Here is a 22,063-nt window from a genome sequence, read left to right as displayed (position 1 = left end):
TAATTTAATTATTCTAACAATCCTATAACTAATGCAAAAAAAAGACGCTTACCGATAAGCGTCTTTTTTGTTAGATACTTGGATTGAGTTAAAGGGCTGACCAAATCACTTATAACACCATCGCTGCAATCCAACCAAATGCGAGTAGCGGAATGTTGTAGTGTAAGAAAGTCGGTATCACACTATCTTTGATATGGTCATGCTGTCCATCGATGTTTAGACCAGAGGTTGGCCCCAATGTCGAATCTGACGCAGGCGAACCCGCATCACCCAGCGCGCCAGCCGTACCGATAATCGCCACAGTAGCCAACGGCGAAAACCCTAAAGAGATACACAGCGGCACATAAATCGCAGCCAAAATAGGAATGGTCGAAAATGAAGAACCAATGCCCATGGTCACAATCAAACCGATTAGTAGCATAATAAATGCCGCCATCGCTTTGTTACCAGCGAACAGTGACGCTGCCCCATCGACCAATGGCTGAATTTGCTCAGTGGCTTTCATCACTTCAGCGAAGCCTTGCGCGGTAATCATAATAAAGCCAATCATCGCCATCAGCTTAATACCGTCATTAAAGACGCCGTCAGCATCACGCCACTTCACCACGCCAGTCGCCATAAACACACCAAAGCCAAACATTGAGCCAAGTAGTAGCGAATCAGTATATAACTGCACCACAAAAGCAGTCACGATAGCAGCCAGTGCAACCAGCGTCTTTAGCTTGCTTTGCGACTGTGCGCCAGCAGCCGTTTTGCTTAATGCATCACCTTCTACTACTGCATCATGCGCTTGCTGATCTAACGCAATCTGCTGATACGCACGTGGCTTACGGTAGCTGATAAATACAGCAACCAGCAAACCAATTAGCATACCCAACGCAGGAATTGCCATGGCTTGCACCACAGAGATATTGGCAACATCAATACCCGCTTCACCCACGTTTTTTAGCATAATCTGATTCAGATAAATATCACCAAAACCATAAGGAATAAACATATAGGTGGTGACCAGTCCAAACGTAATCAGACAAGCAATTAGGCGTCTATCAATCTGCATGCGATTGAATGCTAACAGTAGTGGCGGTACCAGTAGCGGAATAAAGGCAATATGAATAGGGATTAAGTTTTGGCTAAAGCAGCTCATGGTAATGAGGCCTGCAAACAGCATATATTTAATCATGCCACTCGTGCCCGCGGCATCAATGCGTCTAATCACCGCCCCTGCCAATGACTGCGGCAATCCCGAGTGCGCGATCGCCACGGCAAACGCCCCTAGCAAGGCATAAGACAGCGCAATCTGTGCGCCATTACGGATACCTTCTTGGAAGGCATTTAACGTATCGGTAATACCAAGCCCTGCCAGCAGTCCACCTGCCAGCGCGCCGATTAATAAACTGAGCACCACGTGCACTCGCGAAAGTGACAGTCCTAGCATGATAATAACTGCTAGCAATACTGCATTGATGGCCATGTGTTGCCCCTTGTTCTTTATACTTTAGTCTTAATGAGACCTATGAATATTGAAACTAATGAATATCGCCCTGTTGTCTAAAACGTCTCAATATGAGAGCCTGTTTTAGACGCGCGCCAGTTTACCTTATTTTGGGTATAAAGCCTACGCATAGAACCGATTAGCCATCAATACAGACAGCCAAATGCTACCTATACATCCAAACCCTCTTCTATAATTTCTGACTGTCTTTATCACTCATAGACCAGTCACACTATTGACGACACATCGTTATCCACATTAATTGCATTAATAACTGGACGCTCAGATAACTATTTAACAAAGATAAGCAGACGACTTCACCAATCAGCCTTGCAATTTTTTTCCTGAGCACCATTTATCTAAACATGAACCACGAACTTGACTTTACAAGTCTGGGGAACGAGGAAAAACATATGAGTGAACATAATATTGATAAAGACAACATCGACATCGATGTATCATCTGCCCTGAACACTGACACGACGTCTGATGCAAATACTGACACTGACGCTAACATCAGTGCTGACGCGAATAATGAGACAGAAAGCTCATCTACGGATGCGTTAAATGCCTCATCCAACGTTGTCAAAGACGATGAAGATGAAAGCTATCTGCCACTGCTGGCATTACGCGACGTCGTCGTCTATCCACATATGCAAATTGCATTGTTTGTGGGACGTGCGCCATCGGTGAAAGCGGTCGAGTTGGCACAGGCTGAGTATGGCAACAAAGTACTGGTAGTCGCGCAAAAAGACTCACTGACCGAAGATATTGATCAAGATAACTTGTATCAGTACGGTACGGTGTGTCGCATCGTCAGCACTATGCCACACGATAGCGATGAGAACTGCATTAAAGTATTGATCGAAGGTCAATACCGCGCTCGTGTCGATAATATAGAAGGCCATGATGATTTATTGATGGCGAGATTTGAGCGTGCCGATCTTGACGTCAGCATGGATGAGAGTCAACAGAAAAACACCATTCAAGCATTAACTACATTATTCGAAAGCTATGCAGATGCGCGACTTCGTAATGCACGTGAGCTGACTCGTGTGGCCAAACGTATTGACGACTTGCTTGAGTTGGTTTATTTCATCTCAACTCGTGTGTCGATGGATCTTGATATCAAGCAGTCTTTCCTAGAAGAAGACGATATCAAAACGCATATCAATACTTTGACTGAATATCTAGTCAAGCAAAGTGCTGAGCAAAACATCGAACAAGATATCCAAGATGCTGTCCGTCAGCAAATGGAAGACAATCAGCGCGAATACTTCTTAAATGAGAAGATGAAAGCCATCAAAAATGAACTGTCAGATATGAATGATGGCGCGTTCGACGGTGAAGATGATGTGGCTGAGCTAGAGCAGCGTTTAGAAGATGCTGACTTGCCAGAAGATGTGCGCAAGAAAGCGGAACAAGAATTCAAAAAGCTCAAAATGATGCCACCTGCATCAAGCGAATCGTCAGTGGTGCGCAACTATATTGAATGGATTTTGGACACGCCGTGGAATGCGACGACCAAAGTATCTATCAATCTAGACAAAGCCAAAACAGTATTAGACGAAGACCATTATGGTTTGCAAGATGTAAAAGACCGCATCTTAGAGTACCTCGCCGTGCAATCACGCGTGAAGAAACTTCGTGGTCCAATTCTATGTCTCGTCGGTCCTCCAGGTGTTGGTAAAACTTCATTAGGCGAATCTATCGCCCGTGCCACGGGTCGCAAGTTTGTACGTATGGCGCTTGGCGGCGTACGTGATGAAGCCGAGATTCGTGGTCATCGCCGTACTTATATCGGTGCAATGCCAGGTAAAATCGTTCAGTCACTTGCAAAAGTAGAAGTCAAAAACCCACTATTCTTATTGGATGAAATCGATAAGATGGCGCAAGACTTCCGCGGTGATCCAGCGTCAGCATTGCTTGAAGTATTGGATCCCTCACAGAACGATACATTTAACGACCATTATTTAGATATGGACTTAGATTTGTCGCAAGTGATGTTTATCTGTACCGCCAACAGCATGGATATTCCGCCTGCGCTGCTTGACCGTATGGAAGTTATTCGTCTTCCAGGTTATACCGAAGAAGAAAAGGTCAATATCGCACAGAAATACCTAGTGCCAAAAGCAATTAAGCAAAATGGTCTTAAAGAAGGTGAAATTGAGATTGTTGAAGCGGCATTGCACAGCATCGTGCGTAGTTATACTCGTGAAGCAGGTGTGCGTAACCTTGAGCGTGAAGTGAATAAAATCTGCCGTAAAGTGGTTCGCGGTTCGGTTGAAACTCATGGTGCTCGCGCTCCGAAAAAAGCAGAACGTCAGCTAGTGACAGTCGATGACAAAAACATCGATGACTATCTAGGTGTGCATCAGTATGACTACGGTCTGGCTGAAGAAGAGCCTGAGATTGGTCGTATTACTGGTCTTGCATGGACTCAGGTCGGCGGTGAGCTATTGACCATCGAAGCGGTCGGCATGAAAGGTAAAGGCGAGCTTAGCTTTACCGGTTCACTAGGCGATGTGATGAAAGAGTCAATTCGCGCAGCCATGAGCGTGGTTCGTGCTCGCGGTGATAGCTTAGGTATCGACTACGAAACGTTTAAAACAACAGACGTCCATGTGCATATGCCAGAAGGCGCCACGCCAAAAGACGGCCCATCTGCTGGTGGTGCACTGACGACAGCGCTAGTCTCTGCGTTGACAGGTATTGCTATTCGTCCAGATATTGCGATGACAGGTGAGATTACCTTACGCGGTAAAATCCTACGTATCGGCGGTCTCAAAGAGAAGTTGCTGGCGGCACATCGCGGTGGTATCAAGCATGTCTTGATCCCAGCGACTAATGAGCGAGATTTGGCTGATATTCCTGATAACGTGAAAGAAGGCTTAACCATTCAGCCAGTCGCGACGATTGAAGAAATCTTAAAGGTTGCTTTGGTCAGTATGCCAACACCAATTAAGCCTGCCAAAGTGACTGTTGATAAAACCTCTGGTAAAGCACTGCACAATTAATTGAACCTTTATTAAGCCAGTTCTATAGATTAGGAAGCCGCTCATCACTATGGTGAGCGGCTTTTTTATGCCTGTTTGTTATTCATTTGCTTGCAGTTCGTAGCCTTCTTAATAAGGTTCTCACACATTTAAAGCCATTTAATTTCAAAATTATTTATGCTACTTCGTTTTTCAAATCCATACGATACTTACATTTATTAACTGATTGTTGCGCATTTGATGAATAACTATAGAGTTAGCTTGGCTATACTGACTCCGATGTTAACGAATATTGACGCCGATTTTTATAGAACAATAACGAAATATATTCGTGGCTTTAATGAAGATTAAAAATAACAACTCAAACAATTGGAGATAACAATGAATAAGACCTTACTTGCAAGTACCCTATTATGCGGTTCAGCGTTAGCAATGACTGGTTGCCAAACCGTAGAAAGCCAAATGCAAACAGGCAATCCTTTAGCACAGCCAACGCTAAAATCAACCATACAAACAGTAGATGGTGAGAAGAAAGAAGTTGGCCAAGTTTTCTTACGTCCAGTCGATGGCGGCGTCCAAGTTTACGGTAAACTCACTAACTTACAGCCAGGCAGAACTGTCTCATTACATATCCATGAAACGGGTAGCTGTGACGTTATGGGTAAAGCAGCAGGCGGTCACTTCAACCCAGACAACAAGCCACACTCTAATCCAGATGATATGAATGGCCATGCTGGTGACTTGCCAAACTTAACTGCTAATGAAGATGGTGTTGCTACTATTAACTATGTGAATAAGAAAATCGCAGCGACTGAAGCAGGTAAATATAGCGTAAATCGTTTGGCCTTTATCGTACATGCTGGCGTTGACGACTATACCAGTCAGCCTTCAGGTAATGCAGGCGATCGTATTGGTTGCGGTATCATCGTAAAAAACTAATACTGTCCAAACCTATGAACTTAGGCTAAGTCTATAGACGTAAAAATAGCTTAAAAGAAATATTATAAGTACAAAAAAAACCCTCTTAAATTATAAGAGGGTTTTTTATTGGAAGTAACTATTATGTTTGTTTAAGCCAATACAAGAAAGACCAATGCAAATTGTACCTGTAGTACATTAGATGAGTCTGACGCTATAAAAGCACTATATTGGATTTAACAATAGTTACTCCTCTACCCATTCACCTTTACGCCAGTAAACACCCCAACGTGTGGCCTTGCCGTTTTTTTCAGAGCCAATATACTGCTCTTTTTTCTTACGTGACCAGCGCAAGATGGTTGGGTTACCTTCAGGATCTTCATCTGGCCCTGCAAACAGATACTGGAACTTGTCTTCCATTTTATCTTTGATTTCTCGTAGCTCAGCCAGCTTTGGCGGACGTGTCTCGCGCACTTTCGGGAACTTAGACGCTGCCAAGAACATCCCAGCCGCCCCTTCACGCAAAATGAAATAATCGTCATGCTTGGTCGACTTTAGCTCTGGCAGATGGATTGGATCCATACGTGGCGGCGCAGCTTCACCTGTTTTTAGTACCTTGCGCGTATTATCGCAGTTTTGACAAGCAAAGTACGGACCAAAGCGTCCCGTTTTAAGCTCCATCTGCCCATCGCACTTGTTACAGTCAATGGTTGGTGCATCTGAGCCCGGTACTTCAAATTTGCCTTCTTCTAGGATATAACCATCGCAATCAGGGTTGTTACCGCAAATGTGTAGTTTGAGGCCACCATCTACGATGTAACCATTCATCGCCGTGCCACATTTCGGACAGCGTTTTTTCTCCATCAAATCTTTAACTTCTGCCGCTTCGTCATCACCTTCCGCATCATCTAGATTGGCGAATGCTTCGACTGGCATTAGATTTTTGGTGCCTTTACAACGCTCTTTTGGCGGTAGATTGTAGCCAGTACAGCCTAAGAATACACCTGTTGACCCTGTACGCAATTGCATCGGACGATCACAGATATCACAATGGACATCTGGCACGTCAGTTGGATCGTTTGGACGCATACCATCTTTTTCTTTGGCACGCTCTAGAGTGGTTTTGAACTCGCCATAGAAATTATCAAGCACATCTTTCCAGTCTTGCTCACCTTCTGCCACATGATCGAGTTTGTCTTCAAGCGCAGCAGTAAAGGTATAATCCATTAAGTCTGGGAAGCTAGCTGTCAATCTATCCGTAACGATATCACCCATCTTTTCAGCAAATAAACGCTTGTTCTCTAACTTCACATAACCACGATCTTGAATGGTTGAGATAATGGATGCATACGTCGATGGGCGACCAATGCCTTTCTTCTCAAGCTCTTTTACTAGACTGGCTTCAGTATAGCGAGGCGCAGGCTTAGTAAAGTGCTGACTTGGATCCAGCTTATCTAGATTTAACTTATCGCCTTTTTTGACATCAGGCAGTAAAGTGTCGTCAGTCTTGGCCGGTGGCATAACTCTTGTGTAGCCATCAAACACCATGGTACGGCCACGGGCTTTTAGCTCGATATCATCTGCGCCTACAAACAGGTTCACTGATAAATATTTGGCAGGTAACATCTGACACGCTACAAATTGACGCCAGATTAGCTCGTATAGACGTATTGCATCACGCTCAACACCTTTGAGCTGCGTTGACTTCATATTGACATTAGAAGGACGAATCGCTTCATGCGCCTCTTGTGCGCCTTGCTTGTTACCATAGAAGTTTGGTTTTTCTGGCACGTATTTTGCGCCATAGCTGTCTTCGATATGACCACGGACAGCTGCAAGCGCGTCGCCTGATAAGAACGTCGAATCAGTACGCATATAAGTAATATGACCCGCTTCGTATAGACGCTGCGCCAAAATCATGGTTTTCTTAACAGAGAAACCTAAGCGCGTACTAGCAGCCTGTTGCAAGGTCGAAGTAATAAATGGTGCGCTTGGACGTGATTGTGTTGGTTTTTCTTCACGCTCTTTAACGATAAAATCGCTTGCCTTGAGCACTTCTAGAACTTTATCGGTCTGCTCTTTATTACCAAGCTTTAGGGTTTTGCCGCCTTGTTTGGTCGCCTCTAAGCGTATACCGATTTGCTCAGCGTCTTTTTTTCCATTAGCAATGTGCGTATCAGCATGAATCTGCCAGTACTCTTCTGGAATGAACGCGCGAATCTCATGCTCACGCTCAACGACCAAGCGCATAGCGACTGACTGTACACGGCCTGCAGACAGTCCGCGAGCAATCTTTTGCCACAATAATGGCGATACCATAAAGCCAACAACACGGTCCAAGAACCGACGAGCTTGCTGCGCGTTCACGCGGTCAATGTCTAATTTCGAAGGCTGCTTAAATGCACTTTGAATAGCTGACTTGGTAATCTCGTTAAAGACCACACGTTGATACTTGCTATCCGGGCCACCGATGACTTCTTTTAGATGCCAAGCAATCGCTTCCCCTTCTCTATCCATATCCGTTGCTAGATAGATTTTGTCAGCGTCTTTGGCTAATGCTTTAAGCTCTTTGATGACTTTGGTTTTGTTGGGTAATACTTCATAGACTGCCGCCCAGTCATGCTCTGGATCTACGCCCATGCGGCGTACCAGTGCTTGCTGCGCTTTTTCTTCTTTGGTCAGACTGTCATCTTTTTTAGCGGTTGTTGCTTTTTTTGCGCTTTTGCTCGCACTGACCGGCAAATCACGGACGTGACCGATACTTGAGCGTACGATAAAGTCATCACCAAGGTATTTATTAATCGTTTTTGCCTTGGCTGGCGATTCTACAATCACCAAAGACTTACCCTTTGGGCTGTCCGCAGCTGGTGCTGGACTTTTTTTGGTTGTGGTTTTTGCCATGTTTGACGACACCATAATATAAGTAAATTAAAAGTAAGGTTAAATTCAGCAGCACGGCAATTTATGGAAGCTAATACTCATGGTTTGACCATGGTTCAGCTATTTATAGTAATAATCGCTGCTGATAAAAAAGGTTATAAAACAAATAATAACCATAAAATAAAGATATAGTTATAAAGACGTTACACTGCTAAGCGTTAAACTGTCAACTTTAAATAATTTGAATATGACAAACCGCTTGCATATTGCCCTTTAATGGAGACGAAAAAACGCTTTACTAGGTTTATGCTTGTTTTTGCATCTGTAGCGCCCACTTCTCAAGGTTTTCTTTGAGCACTAATAAGTCCGCTTCGATCCGTTTTTGATGATACGTAGGATTAGATGCTGGACGTACATAAGCAATATCTTCCCAATAAATAATAATGCTATTTGCCTTGGTCAATAGACCTTTAACAAACGGCTCGATACTTACTGGCAGCTCTAACGGCACTTGATCCAAGCTAAAATCAGTCTTTTTGACCGTCGGATTATTGCTGATTTGACTAGAACGAATCGCACTGGGAATAGTAAGCGTCTTATCGTCTGTACTGGTATCGACAAAACTGCTGTCTGGTCGCCACTGTCCATCAATCACTTGATAACGGGTATGCGGCAGTTTAGTGTCTTCAAATATCAGGCAGTACTGTCCAAGCATACCGCGGCCATACTCATTGTCACGGCCTTTGATCCAATCAGGGCACGAAACGAGTTTTGGATTGAGCTGTAAACGACGCGCGGTCATACGCAGCTTATCCAAACGCTGATCGATACCGTTCGGTTTGAGCGCCATCATACTCCCTAATACGAATAGTACAATGATAACGCCAATCAATGTTCCCATGATGGTCTGGCCTTTTGACTAAATGAAAAAGATACTAAGAGATATAGAGTGAAATATCGCTAATGAACCGTTATTTATACATATAGATTTGCGGTTAGCACGATAATAAACAACGATATATAAGGGCTTATAATGAGCACGAACCATTAAAAATCAAGCGTTGTCGTCCAATCGAGGTGCAACAGGTGCTTTTAAAGCATATGACAATTTAGCAAGTTACGCTATTAAATCAGCTATTTAGCGTATATAAACTTACCGAGTACAGTACGCTATAAAAACCAGATACGAAAAGTGGTCAGCGCAAAAAAGTGCTATGATAAACCATAATTTTAAACGCGCGCAGGTTTATTATGAATTATCTTATTGAGTCAAACTCATCGGGCGCTTATCACGCTCGCAAGCTGATGAGTAAAGTCATGAGCAAAACAGGCATGAGCCTATCGCTACTTGGCGCGGTCGTACTGACATTATCAGGCTGTGCCACGACTCAGAGCCTAACCCCGCAGCAGTGTCAAAGCAGCAACTGGCAAGAAGTCGGCTACGCTGATGGCTCGCAAGGACGTTCAGGTGCCTACTTCGGTCACTATACCAATAGCTGCGCCAGTATAGGCGGTGCTAGCCCTAACCGTATCCAATGGGAGCAAGGCCGTCAAAAAGGTCTCAAAAACTACTGTACCGAGCTGAGCGCTTATAAGCTCGGTCGCGAAGGCTATGACTGGCAACCTGTTTGTCCGTTAGAAGGTATTGAGAAGTTAGAAGAAGCTTACTCTCAAGGGCGCTACTACTATATCCGTCAGCGCGATCTCGACTACTTACGCTCACCTTACCCATTTGGCTACAGACATGCAGGCTTCGGTTACGGCTATCGTCCGTTTGGCTATGGCTGGTAAAAAAAGAAAACCTCACTAACGACTTAATTTGAGGTTTAAGTAGTTAATGAGGTTGGAGAAAATTTTATTATTTTAATTGTTTTTATTATAGTGGTGCTAATTGTCTTGCTGGTTGGGCTATTGATTTATCTAGCCAGTTTTCTCATCTAAAGCCAAAGCTACTAGCACTGACTCACAGTGCTTAAACTATTCAGTGCTTAAACTATTCAGTGCTTAAGTTATTCAGTATTTAGCTACTAAGCTACTCATTCACAAACGCGATTTTGGTCAGTCCAGCGTTACTTGCCGCTGCTAAGACTTGAGCAACCGTATCGTACTTGCCTTCTTTATCCGCACGTAACTGTACCGCTGGGTTCTTACCAGTCGCGCCTTGTTGCTGCAAGCGTGTCTCCAACTCTTCCATACTGATTGGATCACTATCCCAGAATATCCCCGCATCTTTATCAATACTGACTTGAATCGCTTCTGGCGGCGTTTCATTGAGCGCGGCACTAGTCTCTGGCAAATCTAAAGGCACCGTCGGATTCAGCACGGTCGCTGTCAATAAAAATATAATCATCAATACCAGCATGATATCGATCAGCGGAATGAGGTTCATCTCATTCATACCTTGAACGTCATCATCACCCAGTTGAAATGCCATAATTATTCTCAATACTTGTGTTTATTGTCATGCCGCCAAGAGTTGCTTTTTTATTCTGCCACAGAGCTGCTGTAGTGGCGCGTTTGCTGTGTGTCTACTGCTGCATCAATAGCATTTGAGCGATTGCCTTTAACCGCCTGCACCGATGTTGCGCCCGCATTCGGGCTGGTAGACGATGGCACAGGCTCAGCAGACCCGGACAACAGATCATGTGCTCTATCATTGGCTTGGTACATCACACGGCGATTGATACGTACCGCAAGGTTGTAAAACACCACGGCTGGAATCGCTACCGCAATACCAAGACCTGTCATAATCAATGCTTCACCGACTGGCCCTGCAACCTGCCCCAATCCTGCCTGACCACTCATACCGATATTGTGCAAGGCATGGAAAATACCCCATACCGTACCAAACAAGCCGATGAACGGTGCAATCGCTGCCGTCGTACCAAGAATCGGCAGACCGCGCTCACTAGCAAAGCGATAGCGACCGATATGCTTGAGCAAAGTCTGCTCAGTCACCAAGCGGCGAGTGGCAGCATCAGTACCAGCCAAGTCAGACTGTTTGGCTTGTAATTGCTGACTCAAATCATCTGCTACATTGGTCGCCAGCTTACGGCTTTGCAATACGCGGACGATACCTGTCACCCAAGAGAGAATAGATAACGCAAGCAACAAAAAGAACAACGTTTTTGTCACCATGTCGCTGATCTGCCAGTATTGCATAAAGTCCATGTCAGACTCCTTAATGTGTAATGCCATTACATGATACTGAGGTAAATATCATGTTTAGTTTTATAATGAAAAATGATTAATAAATACGTTGTTATAAAGTATGAGCTATCAAGGAACCGCGTAACTGATCGGTAGAGTTACATCACCTACCACGGGTACGCCATTCTTAGTAAAGGGTTTGAACTTGCCAGATCGAACTTGACGTCGGGCTTCTTTGTCTAGTAGCGGATTACCTGATGATTGAGCAACTCGCACGTTATCGATGCCGCCTTGTTTGTTGACTCGTAATACCAAGACAACGTTGAGCGTATCACCAGAACGAGCTCTACGGGCAGCGCGCTCAGGAAAACTAAAGTTTGGCGCAGATGCCCAGTTGGCTGAGCTAGCAGTAAAGCTCACAGGCTCATTACTCTGTGCTAAAGCAGCTGCTGCTTCTGCCTCAGCTCTTGCTTGTGCAGCGGCGGCCTCTGCGGCAGCCTTCGCTTGAGCGGCAGCTCTGACATCAGCGACTCTTTTGGCTTCTTGTTCTGCCCTAGCTTGCGCTTCTTGCTCAGCTTTTCTGGCTTGACGCTCTGATTCAGCTTGGGCAGCTGCTTGACGTTGTGCTTCAGCTGCTGAGTTATCAACCTTTGGTTTCGGTAGCGGCTCTTTTGGGGCTACTTTTTGACTGGTATCAGGACGAGGCTTTTCTGACGCTATCACAGGCGTCACTTTCGGCTCTGTATTTTTTACAACAGGCTCTTTTGGTTTTACAGGTGTCTCTGTTGGTTGTTTAACCGACTCTTTAGGCTTTGGTTCAGGTTGCGGCGCTGGCTGAACTTGCACCTCAGGCTGTACTTCTTTTTTGGCTGTGACTGTTTGTTTTTCTACTTCAGTTGAGACCGTTTTTGCCGGTAATGACACAAACTTTATCTCAAGTGGTGACATCTCTTTTTTTGGCTCAGGTTTGAGTTCAGGCGTTTTTATTGCCACTAGTGCAATTGCGGCAAGCACATGGAGTCCTAGTACTGCAACAATAGCTAGCAATAACGACTTAAGTGGTGGCGCGTCTAAATCCGTTGAACTCATAAAAGCCTAATGTTTATTACTCAGAGTAGAATGGCGTAGATAATAATGCAAACGATAATTATTATCAATAATAATTTACAATATTTTCGCTATTTAATACATCTCTGACACATGGCATTGCTTAGTAGTTTTACCTCTCAGAACGCTCATTTCTATGAACATTCACTACTTCACTACTTCACTACTTCACTACTTCACTACTTCACTACTTCACTACTATGAATCTTATCTTTACATCAAATGATACGTTGCGTTTAATATAACAAGTGCTGTTAATAAAAACCATTATCATTTATATTGATAATGAGTCTCAACTACTTTATTATAACCGCTGTACTGTCTATCCATACTATTTTTATAAAAACTATTCGTATAAAAAATTAGTGAGTGGTACTAGAGCGTGTCCTCATTTTAAAAATGGTGATAAAAATGAGATAAATTGCCGTCAAACGAGGAAAATAGTGCAGATAATATCGAGATATTGACCAACTATTTGACGATGTTTGGCAAAATTTAGCTGTTTTTAGCCCATTTAGAGGATACTCGTTTGAATTGAGGACACGCCCTAAGTAGACTATTTATTTTATGCTTTTATCTCAGCATCTTTCAGACTTAATATTTTTAGCGTCATTCATTTGCAATTATTTTAGACAATTGCTTAAACATTTTTTTATAGACCGAGTTCATTATGCCGACACCCTTATTATCTAGCAGATCTACCGCCTCTTCTTTCAAACGTCCATTACTGACTGCTGCCATGACAGCATTGTTAGCTACCGTAGTGGCAGGATGTAGCTCGCCTGAATCTAATGACTCTGAGCCAGCAGACGCCAAAACCGAAAACCCAACGGCTAATGAATCACAGAACGTTGCTAATAACGACGCTGTATCTGCTGAAAAAATCATGGTTAATACCGTAAAAGGTGATGTTGAGCTGGCTATGAACCCATCGCCACTTGTCGTTTATGACATGACATTGATGCAAGATTTGGCTGCACTAGATGTGGCGGTCGATGGTATGCCTGGTGGTCTATTACTAAAGAATCTACATTCAGAAACACAGCCTGATCCAAAATCGGTAGGTACTGTGTTTGAGCCGGATCTTGAAGCGTTGAATGCAATGCAGCCACAAACTATTTTGGTCGGTTCACGCATGGCAGAAAAATACGACGAGCTATCAAGTATCGCGCCGACATTGGACATGAGTATTGATACAGCCAATATCTATGAGTCAAGCAAGCAGCGCCTGCATGATCTAGGTGCATTGTTCGGTAAAAGCGATCAAGCCGCAAAGTTACAACAGAACATCGATGGACTCATCACTGAGACCAAGAGTCTAACAAAAGAAAATAAAGGTACTGGCCTAGTCGTCATGGTCAATGGCAATAAAATGTCAGCCTATGGTGACAAGTCTCGCTATGGCTTTATCCACACTGTGTTAGGTGTACCAATGGCAGATGACAAAATTGCCGATGCGCCTCATGGTCAGCCGATATCATTTGAATATATCCAAAAAGCCAATCCTGATTGGTTATTTGTCATCGACCGTAGTGCCGCAATTGGTGAAGATGGTATTGGTGCCAAGGCCGTATTGGACAATCCACTGGTTGCCCAGAGCAATGCATGGAGCAAGCAGCAAGTGGTTTATCTTAGCCCAGATTCTTACTTAGCATTTGGCGGTTACTACCAGTGGATGCAGGATCTAACGACGATTAAAGATGCTTTTACTAACGCTAAATAATGTCGTTAGTGATAAAAACGATTGTTGTACAAGTAGGTAATTATTACCGTTAACCCTGCTCATTTTTAAGCCAGTAGAGATTATGTCGTTATTTTCACCCCGTACTCATGCTAGGCTCAAATCCAGTACTGCTCCATCAGCGTCAAGCTGGCAGAGCGGTACTGGCAATGCGTTACATCGACGTACTGTCATACCACCATGGTTCATCAATATAGCAAGCCTCATTCTTATGGGGCTTTTGGTGTTATTAAGCTTATCTATTGGTGTGGCTGACTTTTCGTGGTCAGGCATCTTGCAGAGTTTGCTGACTCAGAGTACCAACTCCGATAGCTCATTGCTATTGGTTAGCCGTATACCGCGTACCATCGCCATTATTTTGACTGGTATTGCGATGGCAGTGGCTGGGATGATTATCCAAGTAGTGCTAAAAAACCGCTTTGTAGAGCCATCTATGGTTGGTGCAACTCAGAGTGCTGCACTTGGTTTGCTAGTGGTCAGTCTGCTGTTCCCTGCCAGTGCGCTTATTGTCAAAATGGGCGTGGCAACCATAGCTGCCGTTTTTGGCATGATGCTATTTATGCTGCTCATTCACCGCATTCCGCCCACTGATTTTTTGATGATTCCACTGATTGGCATTGTTTTCGGCGGCATTATTGAAGCAGTCACTACCTTTATCGCCTATCAAACCGAATCGCTACAGATGCTCAGTGTTTGGCAGTTTGGGGATTTTTCGGGCGTATTGGCAGGGCGCTATGAGCTGTTGTGGCTCACGGGCGCGCTGTGCGTATTGGCTTATATTATTGCTGACAAGCTGACCATCGTTGGTTTGGGTGACAATATCGCCTTAAACTTAGGTATTAGTAAGCGTCAGGTCACTTGGATTGGCGTAGGTATGGTAGCCATGATGAGCGCTGTCGTGGTCGTGACTGTAGGCATGATTCCTTTTATTGGGCTGGTCGTGCCAAACATTGTGAGCCGTCTAATGGGAGATAAGTTACGTCGTAGCTTGCCAGCAGTTGCCCTACTTGGTGCTTCAGCGGTGTTGCTATGCGATATTATCGGGCGCTCTATTCGCTATCCATTTGAAGTGCCGGTCGCTACTATCTTTGGTGTGGTTGGTACGGTGCTGTTTTTATGGCTGTTATTACGTGCGCCAGCTGAGCAGTAGCACTATGTTCACTAACTGTGTATTAGTTTTCAACACTCACTTACCGTCGTTCATTTTTTGCCTTATTAGATAAGCTTGGCACCATAGGATTTTTGTATGTTCTCATCAACTAAGCTTACTTCCACCAAGACTGATGCTACCAACACTAGCACAGCGATAGATAACTCATTTTCAGCAGACGGTCAGTATTCAGCCGCTGCACAAGGTCATTTGGCAAAGCTTTGGGCATGGATAGCTGCGCATCCAAAATCCATAGCAGCTATTATTCTACTTATCTCGATGACCTTGTTTATGACACTCAATGTCAATGGCTATTGGGACTTTGCACTACCATTACGCGGCAAGAAACTGCTGGCACTAATGGTGGTTGGCTATGCGATTGGCGTGTCGACGTTACTGTTTCAGACGTTGACTCACAATCCAATTCTAACGCCCTCCCTACTCGGATTTGATTCACTCTATGTTCTGTTGCAGAGCTTACTGGTTTTCTTTTTAGGTGCGATTAGCTTTACCAGTCTCGATCCTATTGCCAAGTTCACGCTAGAGATTGTCCTGATGTTTGGGGCATCTTTATTATTGTTTAAGCTATTATTTTCTAAAAGCAGTCAGGATCTGACGCGCTTGATACTGGTGGGCGTTATCTTTGGCGTGTTATTTCGCAGCTTATCAGCACTCATTGCACGGCTAATAAACCCTGATGATTTTGTGGTCGTACAGTCTGCTAGCTATGCGCAGTTCAATACGGTCAACCCTCAGCTGCTGGGCATCAGCTTATTTATCTGTGCCATCACCGCGATATTTGTATGGCGCTGGCGTTATCAATGCGATGTGTTGATGCTCGGACAAGCACAGGCCGTCAACCTTGGTATCAACTATCAGCGTCTAGCATTTGGTCTATTAACTGTCATCGCTGTACTGGTTGCCACGGCCACCGCCCTGGTCGGTCCAGTGACTTTCTTTGGTCTATTGGTTTGCGCATTGACCAATCGTATCGCGCGACATATGTATCACACTGAGCGGCTGATATTGGTCAGCTTGGTCGCTATGATTTGCTTAGTACTGGGTCAGACTATCTTTGAGCAAGTGCTAGATATGGCAGGCGTGTTGTCCGTCGTGATAGAGCTAGCAGGTGGATTGATGTTCTTAGCATTGATATTTATGTCTCAACGTCGTTCTTTATGATTACTTAGCCGACATTGTTTATTTAGCTGATTCTGTTGATAGAGAAAACCCTAAGACTTTTTAAATAAGACTGACTATGATTAAACTGAATAATATCTCTCACCATATTGGCAAACAAAAAATCTTGCATGACATTACGTTGTCCCTACCAACGGCGCAGGTGATTGCTTTGATTGGGCCTAATGGCGCTGGGAAGTCTACGTTGTTTTCTGTCATGGCTCGCTTGCAGCCGCTACAATCTGGGCAGGTGAGCTTCGCTGTAGATAATGAGGAACGTGACATTGTCAGCTGTCAGGCGCGCACACTGGCCAAAACTGTCGCTATGCTTGGGCAGGACAATCATGTGCAAGGACGTCTGCGCGTACATGAGCTACTGATGTTTGGGCGTTACCCTTATCATCAAGGACAACCGACCGCTGACGATCAGCAAAAAGTGCAAGAAATCCTCGAGCGCTTTGAGCTGGAGCCACTTGCCGAGCGTTTCTTGTCAACGCTATCGGGTGGACAGCGACAGCGCGTGCTGATCGCTATGATTGTCTGCCAAGATACACCCTATCTATTGCTCGATGAGCCACTAAATAACCTAGACATGTATCATGCTGGTCGGCTGATGCGTGAGCTACGTCAGCTTAGCCACAATCAGCAAAAAACCGTGGTGATCGTCCTGCATGATATCAACCAAGCGGCACAGTTTGCAGATACAGTAGTTACGATGAAAGCAGGAGAAGTGATGGCTGTTGGTCGCCCTGCTGATGTTATTACTCAAGAGACAATGAAAGATTTATACAATGTCGACGTCACTGTGCTCAATCATCAGGGTCGTCCTGTGATTGTGGATACGGTTTAAGTAAAGTATTTTGCTAATAACAAAAAGGAGAATAGATGCACAAAATGCTATTAAACAGTCGATGGATAAACTACAAGAACTTATCTCTACTCATTTTAGTAATTAGCTTTTGCTTATTCATTTTTAATGCTTTAAATAAGGAGATATCAAATACCTTTTTTTGGTTAGGAATCACTTTATATGCTTTAAGATTGGTGGTTATTCCTATGGATTTTACTCAAAACATCTCTTCAGTAGACTACATAAAGAACTACGATGAAAATAATACATGGCATAGATGGGTGATGCTAGGTGAGAGATTTTCTTCCTTTATTTTTACTGTCTTGATAGCATACACAATATTTTTGCAATTCAAGTGATAACTAGGGCATGCCTTTAATGCAGTACATAGCTATTTACCGAATTAAAAGCCTACCTTAGAAATCTGGCAATATTACCTACCCTTTTGCAACGCCTTCAATCGACTTTGACGCCCTTTCCACCATAGATAAACACCAGTAATAGACAACACTGTCACAGCCAAACCTATCAATGCTAAAAATATTTGATACAGCAAATGGCCAATACCTTGACTGATATGCCCCATATGTAAGGTCGATAGCCATTGATCGGCTTTGCTGCCAAATGATGAACTTTGATAGCCAAAATTTACACGCTCGATGCTACCAGTCCTTGCATTGACCGTGATGGATGATGCACCGCCTTTTTTACCAATATCCTTATCTGTCTTAAAGCGCAACTGCCATTGACCCTCGTCCTCAATCCAACGTATGCCTAAAAACTCTCGCACTAGCATACCCTTGCTTTGGGCAGCGATGTTTGCTTGCTCACTTAAATAAGCAATGCTATTGGCTTTGTTGACCACATCAACAGCCTCGACAGCGACAACCTCATTGTTTACAGCCTCAACCCTAGTCCCTGTTTCTGCACCAGGCACCTGCTCCGTTTTTTCTGATGGTTTTCTTGAGTTCTCCTGTCTCTCACCTCTTCCTTCAAGCCCTACGACAGCGTGCATCACAGGTTGATAGACCTCTCTTAGGTTAAAACCAACACTAGACCACGCGATGACAAATAAGATCCCCCAAAGCCATAATCCAAAAGCATGGTGTAGATCATAATTCAATTTGAACATATTACTTTTAGTACGGATTTTCCACGCTGGTAACCAACGTTTAAAAAAGGAGGCACGTTTTTTAGGCGAGGTTTTATTCTGTGCTTTTTTCTTTTTGATCGCTCTAGGAAACGTTAAGTAAAAGCCAATAAAGCAATTAATCGTCCACACGAGCGCGACAACCCCTAGTAGCAATTTTCCAATATCACCCAGTAATAAATCGCGATGTAACCAAAACACTTTCCACATGGTGTTGTGCCATGCCCACTCATTTCTATCACGAGTACCAATGATATCGCCAGTATAAGGATGGACATAAACTTGTTGAAACGGTGCTTTTGGCTGGTTTTGGGCGGCTTTTCCTCGTGCTCTATCTACCGAAAATACGGCTGATCTCTCTGCTGCTATCGAAGTTGGCATGCTAGAAAAGTTATATTGAGGGTACGCACTGATGACCTTATCATGAAGCTCAGCAATAGGCAGATGTGATGCGTTCTGCTTCTCAACCTGAGCCAGTTTATGGTTGAAGATATCATCTAGCTCGTCATGAAATGCCAATAATGTGCCAGTAATACCAGTGATAATTAAAAAAGCTGCCATGGCAAGCCCAGTATAACGGTGAATCCAAAGACAGCTATAGCGAAAATTAAATGACATAAATAAATCTGCTGTTATATTGTGATAGTAAGTTATTGAATTATTAAAAATATTTACGGGGGCATGGGCTTATTTTAAAAATGAAAACCTGCCCTAACAACGCAAAAGGTCTAAGCAAATAGCTCAGACCTTTTTCTAACTTAACAAACCCTGTGTCTACCTCCTAAAAATCAACGCTAACGTCGAACACATAAGTACGACCAGGTTCATTGAACGTACGTGCACCTGCGTTCGTAGCGGTACCCTCACGATAAACACCCTCATCAAACAAGTTTTTGATACCAGCTCCAACAGTAATCGCTTTTGTCAAATCATAGCGAGTGCTCACGTTGGCAATGGCATACGGTTCGCGATCAAGCAACGGGTCACCACTATCTTCTCCAGTCGTAACTGAAATCGTAGGGGCTTCAATCGTGCCGTAGTAGCTCACATCAAAGTCGGCATTCCAGCGAGGCGTAATATCCCAATCCACACCCGTGTTCACAGTGAACTTAGGAATGAGTGATAATGGCTCGCCATTGTCTTTTCGCTCTGAGCGGATGTTACTGGTGATATTGGTAGACCACGAAACCTTGTCAGTGACTGGTACTTGTACAAAACCTTCTAAACCTTCGACAATTGCTTCACCTTGATTGTCCCATTGAAAGATAGAACGATTTGTCGCTGTATCTACCGCCACACGATCCGTACCAGCGCCAATGCGGTTATCATAGGCATTATGGTAATAAGTCAAGCCTGCATTCAGTCCAGTACCATCATCATAAGTAAAGGTGATCTCTTTATTCCAAGATGTCTCATTTTCTAGGTCAGGGTTCCCTAATACGTGGCAACCTCTTTCATCAAGAGGTACCCAAGATGGACAACCATTGCCACCAGTATAGTAAATATAGTTTGGATCAAGCTGATATAACGATGGGGCTTTAAACGCACGACTGACGCCGCCTTTCACTGACCAATCAGGACTAAAATGCCAAGTAGTATTGATACTAGGCGACCAATTACTACCAGCCTCGCTATGATAGTCGAAGCGTAGACCTGGAGTCACATACCAGTCAGGTGTGATCTCGTAGTTATCTTCTAGATATACACCAATAAGATAAGCATCTGAAGTTGGATCACGCTGTTCAGGATCGGTCTCTACATCACCAAAATCAAAACCATCTGCAAATGCCAAATCAGATACCACGGGGTTATCTAGCTTTTCGCCGCGAAACTCTGCACCAGCAGTCAAGGTATGACGATCAAAGTAAATATCCCATTCTGATTTGGCATTTAGCGTATCGTAAGTCGCCTCTGTCCACTCAAAATCTTCGCCATCGTCAGGTATGACAATCTGTCCTTCGCCACCACCCGCACTACCTTCACCCAAACGCTCATTAACTGTCCGAGTATACTCAATGAAACTGTTACTACTAGCGTCATCATACTCACCGCGATGTGTGATCGCCGCGCCATAGCGTTGCATTTTGCTCGTTGTTTCACCTTCTAACTCATCTAACAAATTTTGGTTCACGGTTTGGAACAATGAATCACCCGCCCAGCGGTTTTCTTGACGGCTATAATTCACTTCAAAACCGACCGTATTCATCGCATCCATCGCGTATTCAAACAATTGGCGCACATCGATATTTTCGACACCTTCAGTACCTGCCGCTACCGAGGCAGCCGGACCACTGCGCCCGTCAACAATCTGTGCATCTTTGGCATTGATATAAGGATCATCGCCTTCACTATCGTGATAACCAAGAGTGGTACGCGAGGACAGTTTATCCGTCAATGCACCTGCCATATTGATATTGGTACGCCAGCTACTGCCTTCTAGATCGCTCTCTGGTGCCTCATAGTGACCACTGATAGAAAACTCTGGCTCAGTCGGACTCTTAGTAATGATATTTACCACACCGCCCATACTACCAGAGCCATAACGGGCTGCTGCTGGACCACGCAATACTTCGATGCTTTCGATAGCGCCTGGTGGTACCCACTGCGAGTCACCACGCGTGTCTTGCTCACTCCCACGACTAGGTCGTGAGGAATTACGAGAAGTCACAGGACGACCATCGATCAAGATAAGCGTGTTGTTTGGCCCCATACCACGCAAATCGATTTGGCGCTGGTTACCACGTTGACCTGACGTCGATGAACCCGACAAATTCACACCTGGCATCTTACGTACAATCTCTGAAATATCATTAGAAACTGATGCTTTTTCGATGGCTTCTTCACTAATAATAGACAGCCCTGCTGCTTGTTCTAGCTCGTCCCTTGCTGCCCGCACCACAATTGTATCCAATGTAGCTGTAGGCACAGCTTCTTGGTCGGTCGCCCCTTGCACAGCTACCTCATCACCCTCGGCAGCAAAAGCGGTACTACTAAGAATAGAAGTCACAGCGATACTTAGTAAAAGCTTACCAGTCACGACGCGTTGAAGTTTTTTTGGAGAAGTGATGACTGAGAAATCAGAGCAACCTGATTGGTTTGACATAAGTAATATTCCTTGAAGCGCACAATTTCGTTAATACCTGTTTATCTCATCGTCAGTGAATGGTTTTAGCCACTTTTTATGCAATGCTTCGGATGCATTCTCGGTGCAAGTACACATAAATAAACGTCTAAAATTGACATACGATTGTCGGATAGACGTGTCCGTAAATATATGTGTTATAAAAACATGACTAAAATATCGCCAAGAGGCTTAGCTATTGAGAGTAAACGAATAAGGGTATGTACTGAGTAGGGTTAAAAGTTTGATGACGCTGTAACTGTCATTAGTCAACGAATTAAATATTTAGTTTAAAAAGTCTCTATAAATGGAATAGAGCAAAGAGCCAT

Annotated in this window: 15 protein-coding genes; 7 read left to right on the top strand and 8 right to left on the bottom strand. The window is 44.1% G+C overall.

Annotated elements, in window-relative coordinates; all coding sequences use genetic code 11:
* Positions 1 to 109 precede the first annotated feature (109 nt).
* A complete protein-coding gene (locus HCZ91_RS02210) occupies positions 110 to 1,471 on the bottom strand; it encodes a Na+/H+ antiporter NhaC family protein (protein WP_179797813.1) in 1,362 nt (453 codons plus the stop codon).
* Between the two features lie 434 nt (positions 1,472 to 1,905).
* Between HCZ91_RS02210 and lon the strand changes: the two genes are divergently transcribed.
* The gene (gene lon / locus HCZ91_RS02205; protein WP_257019942.1) at positions 1,906 to 4,509 is read left to right on the top strand and encodes an endopeptidase La; all 2,604 of its coding nucleotides are present in this window, start codon (positions 1,906 to 1,908) and stop codon (positions 4,507 to 4,509) included.
* Positions 4,510 to 4,869: 360 nt separating this feature from the next.
* Positions 4,870 to 5,427: a superoxide dismutase family protein gene (locus HCZ91_RS02200; RefSeq protein ID WP_179797811.1), complete on the top strand. Its 558-nt coding sequence runs from the start codon at positions 4,870 to 4,872 to the stop codon at positions 5,425 to 5,427.
* Positions 5,428 to 5,652: 225 nt separating this feature from the next.
* Here HCZ91_RS02200 and topA read toward each other — a convergent pair whose 3' ends face one another.
* Both topA and HCZ91_RS02190 read right to left on the bottom strand, forming a co-directional pair.
* Entirely contained in the window at positions 5,653 to 8,307 is a 2,655-nt protein-coding gene (topA, locus tag HCZ91_RS02195) for a type I DNA topoisomerase (RefSeq protein WP_179797810.1), read from the bottom strand.
* 283 nt (positions 8,308 to 8,590) lie between these two features.
* On the bottom strand, positions 8,591 to 9,187 hold the full coding sequence (locus HCZ91_RS02190) for a hypothetical protein (protein ID WP_179797808.1): 597 nt from the start codon (positions 9,185 to 9,187) through the stop codon (positions 8,591 to 8,593).
* A gap of 350 nt (positions 9,188 to 9,537) precedes the next feature.
* Between HCZ91_RS02190 and HCZ91_RS02185 the strand changes: the two genes are divergently transcribed.
* Complete coding sequence (locus HCZ91_RS02185; protein ID WP_257019941.1) at positions 9,538 to 10,077, top strand: DUF2799 domain-containing protein; 540 nt, start codon at positions 9,538 to 9,540, stop codon at positions 10,075 to 10,077.
* A 241-nt stretch (positions 10,078 to 10,318) separates the two neighbouring features.
* On the opposite strand, the gene HCZ91_RS02180 is transcribed toward HCZ91_RS02185, so the two are convergent.
* From HCZ91_RS02180 to HCZ91_RS02170, 3 genes are all read right to left on the bottom strand, one after another.
* Positions 10,319 to 10,720 carry a biopolymer transporter ExbD gene (locus HCZ91_RS02180; RefSeq protein WP_179797806.1) on the bottom strand — a complete coding sequence of 134 codons (402 nt, stop codon included), beginning with the start codon at positions 10,718 to 10,720 and terminating at the stop codon, positions 10,319 to 10,321.
* A 50-nt stretch (positions 10,721 to 10,770) separates the two neighbouring features.
* Positions 10,771 to 11,457 (bottom strand): MotA/TolQ/ExbB proton channel family protein, encoded by a 687-nt coding sequence (locus HCZ91_RS02175; protein WP_257019940.1) that lies wholly within the window; start codon positions 11,455 to 11,457, stop codon positions 10,771 to 10,773.
* A 108-nt stretch (positions 11,458 to 11,565) separates the two neighbouring features.
* The gene (locus HCZ91_RS02170; protein ID WP_179797804.1) at positions 11,566 to 12,525 is read right to left on the bottom strand and encodes an energy transducer TonB; all 960 of its coding nucleotides are present in this window, start codon (positions 12,523 to 12,525) and stop codon (positions 11,566 to 11,568) included.
* A gap of 688 nt (positions 12,526 to 13,213) precedes the next feature.
* On the opposite strand from HCZ91_RS02170, the gene HCZ91_RS02165 reads away from it, so the two are divergent.
* The 4 genes from HCZ91_RS02165 to HCZ91_RS02150 all read left to right on the top strand — a co-directional run bounded on the left by HCZ91_RS02165 (position 13,214) and on the right by HCZ91_RS02150 (position 17,463).
* Positions 13,214 to 14,266, top strand: coding sequence for an ABC transporter substrate-binding protein (locus HCZ91_RS02165; RefSeq protein WP_179797802.1), 1,053 nt, complete (start codon positions 13,214 to 13,216; stop codon positions 14,264 to 14,266).
* A 229-nt stretch (positions 14,267 to 14,495) separates the two neighbouring features.
* On the top strand, positions 14,496 to 15,434 hold the full coding sequence (locus tag HCZ91_RS02160) for an iron chelate uptake ABC transporter family permease subunit (protein WP_257019951.1): 939 nt from the start codon (positions 14,496 to 14,498) through the stop codon (positions 15,432 to 15,434).
* Positions 15,435 to 15,530: 96 nt separating this feature from the next.
* Positions 15,531 to 16,616 (top strand): iron chelate uptake ABC transporter family permease subunit, encoded by a 1,086-nt coding sequence (locus HCZ91_RS02155; RefSeq protein WP_179797796.1) that lies wholly within the window; start codon positions 15,531 to 15,533, stop codon positions 16,614 to 16,616.
* A gap of 76 nt (positions 16,617 to 16,692) precedes the next feature.
* The gene (locus HCZ91_RS02150) at positions 16,693 to 17,463 is read left to right on the top strand and encodes an ATP-binding cassette domain-containing protein (protein ID WP_179797794.1); all 771 of its coding nucleotides are present in this window, start codon (positions 16,693 to 16,695) and stop codon (positions 17,461 to 17,463) included.
* A gap of 433 nt (positions 17,464 to 17,896) precedes the next feature.
* On the opposite strand, the gene HCZ91_RS02145 is transcribed toward HCZ91_RS02150, so the two are convergent.
* The gene (locus tag HCZ91_RS02145; RefSeq protein ID WP_179797793.1) at positions 17,897 to 19,231 is read right to left on the bottom strand and encodes a PepSY-associated TM helix domain-containing protein; all 1,335 of its coding nucleotides are present in this window, start codon (positions 19,229 to 19,231) and stop codon (positions 17,897 to 17,899) included.
* Between the two features lie 163 nt (positions 19,232 to 19,394).
* Positions 19,395 to 21,716 (bottom strand): FepA family TonB-dependent siderophore receptor, encoded by a 2,322-nt coding sequence (locus HCZ91_RS02140; protein WP_179797790.1) that lies wholly within the window; start codon positions 21,714 to 21,716, stop codon positions 19,395 to 19,397.
* Positions 21,717 to 22,063 lie beyond the last annotated feature (347 nt).

Origin of the sequence: Psychrobacter sp. BI730, from assembly GCF_013414195.1 — a bacterium.
GTDB lineage: Bacteria > Pseudomonadota > Gammaproteobacteria > Pseudomonadales > Moraxellaceae > Psychrobacter.
Note: the sequence above shows the minus strand (reverse complement) of the source record. Positions and strands in the feature narration are given on the sequence as shown.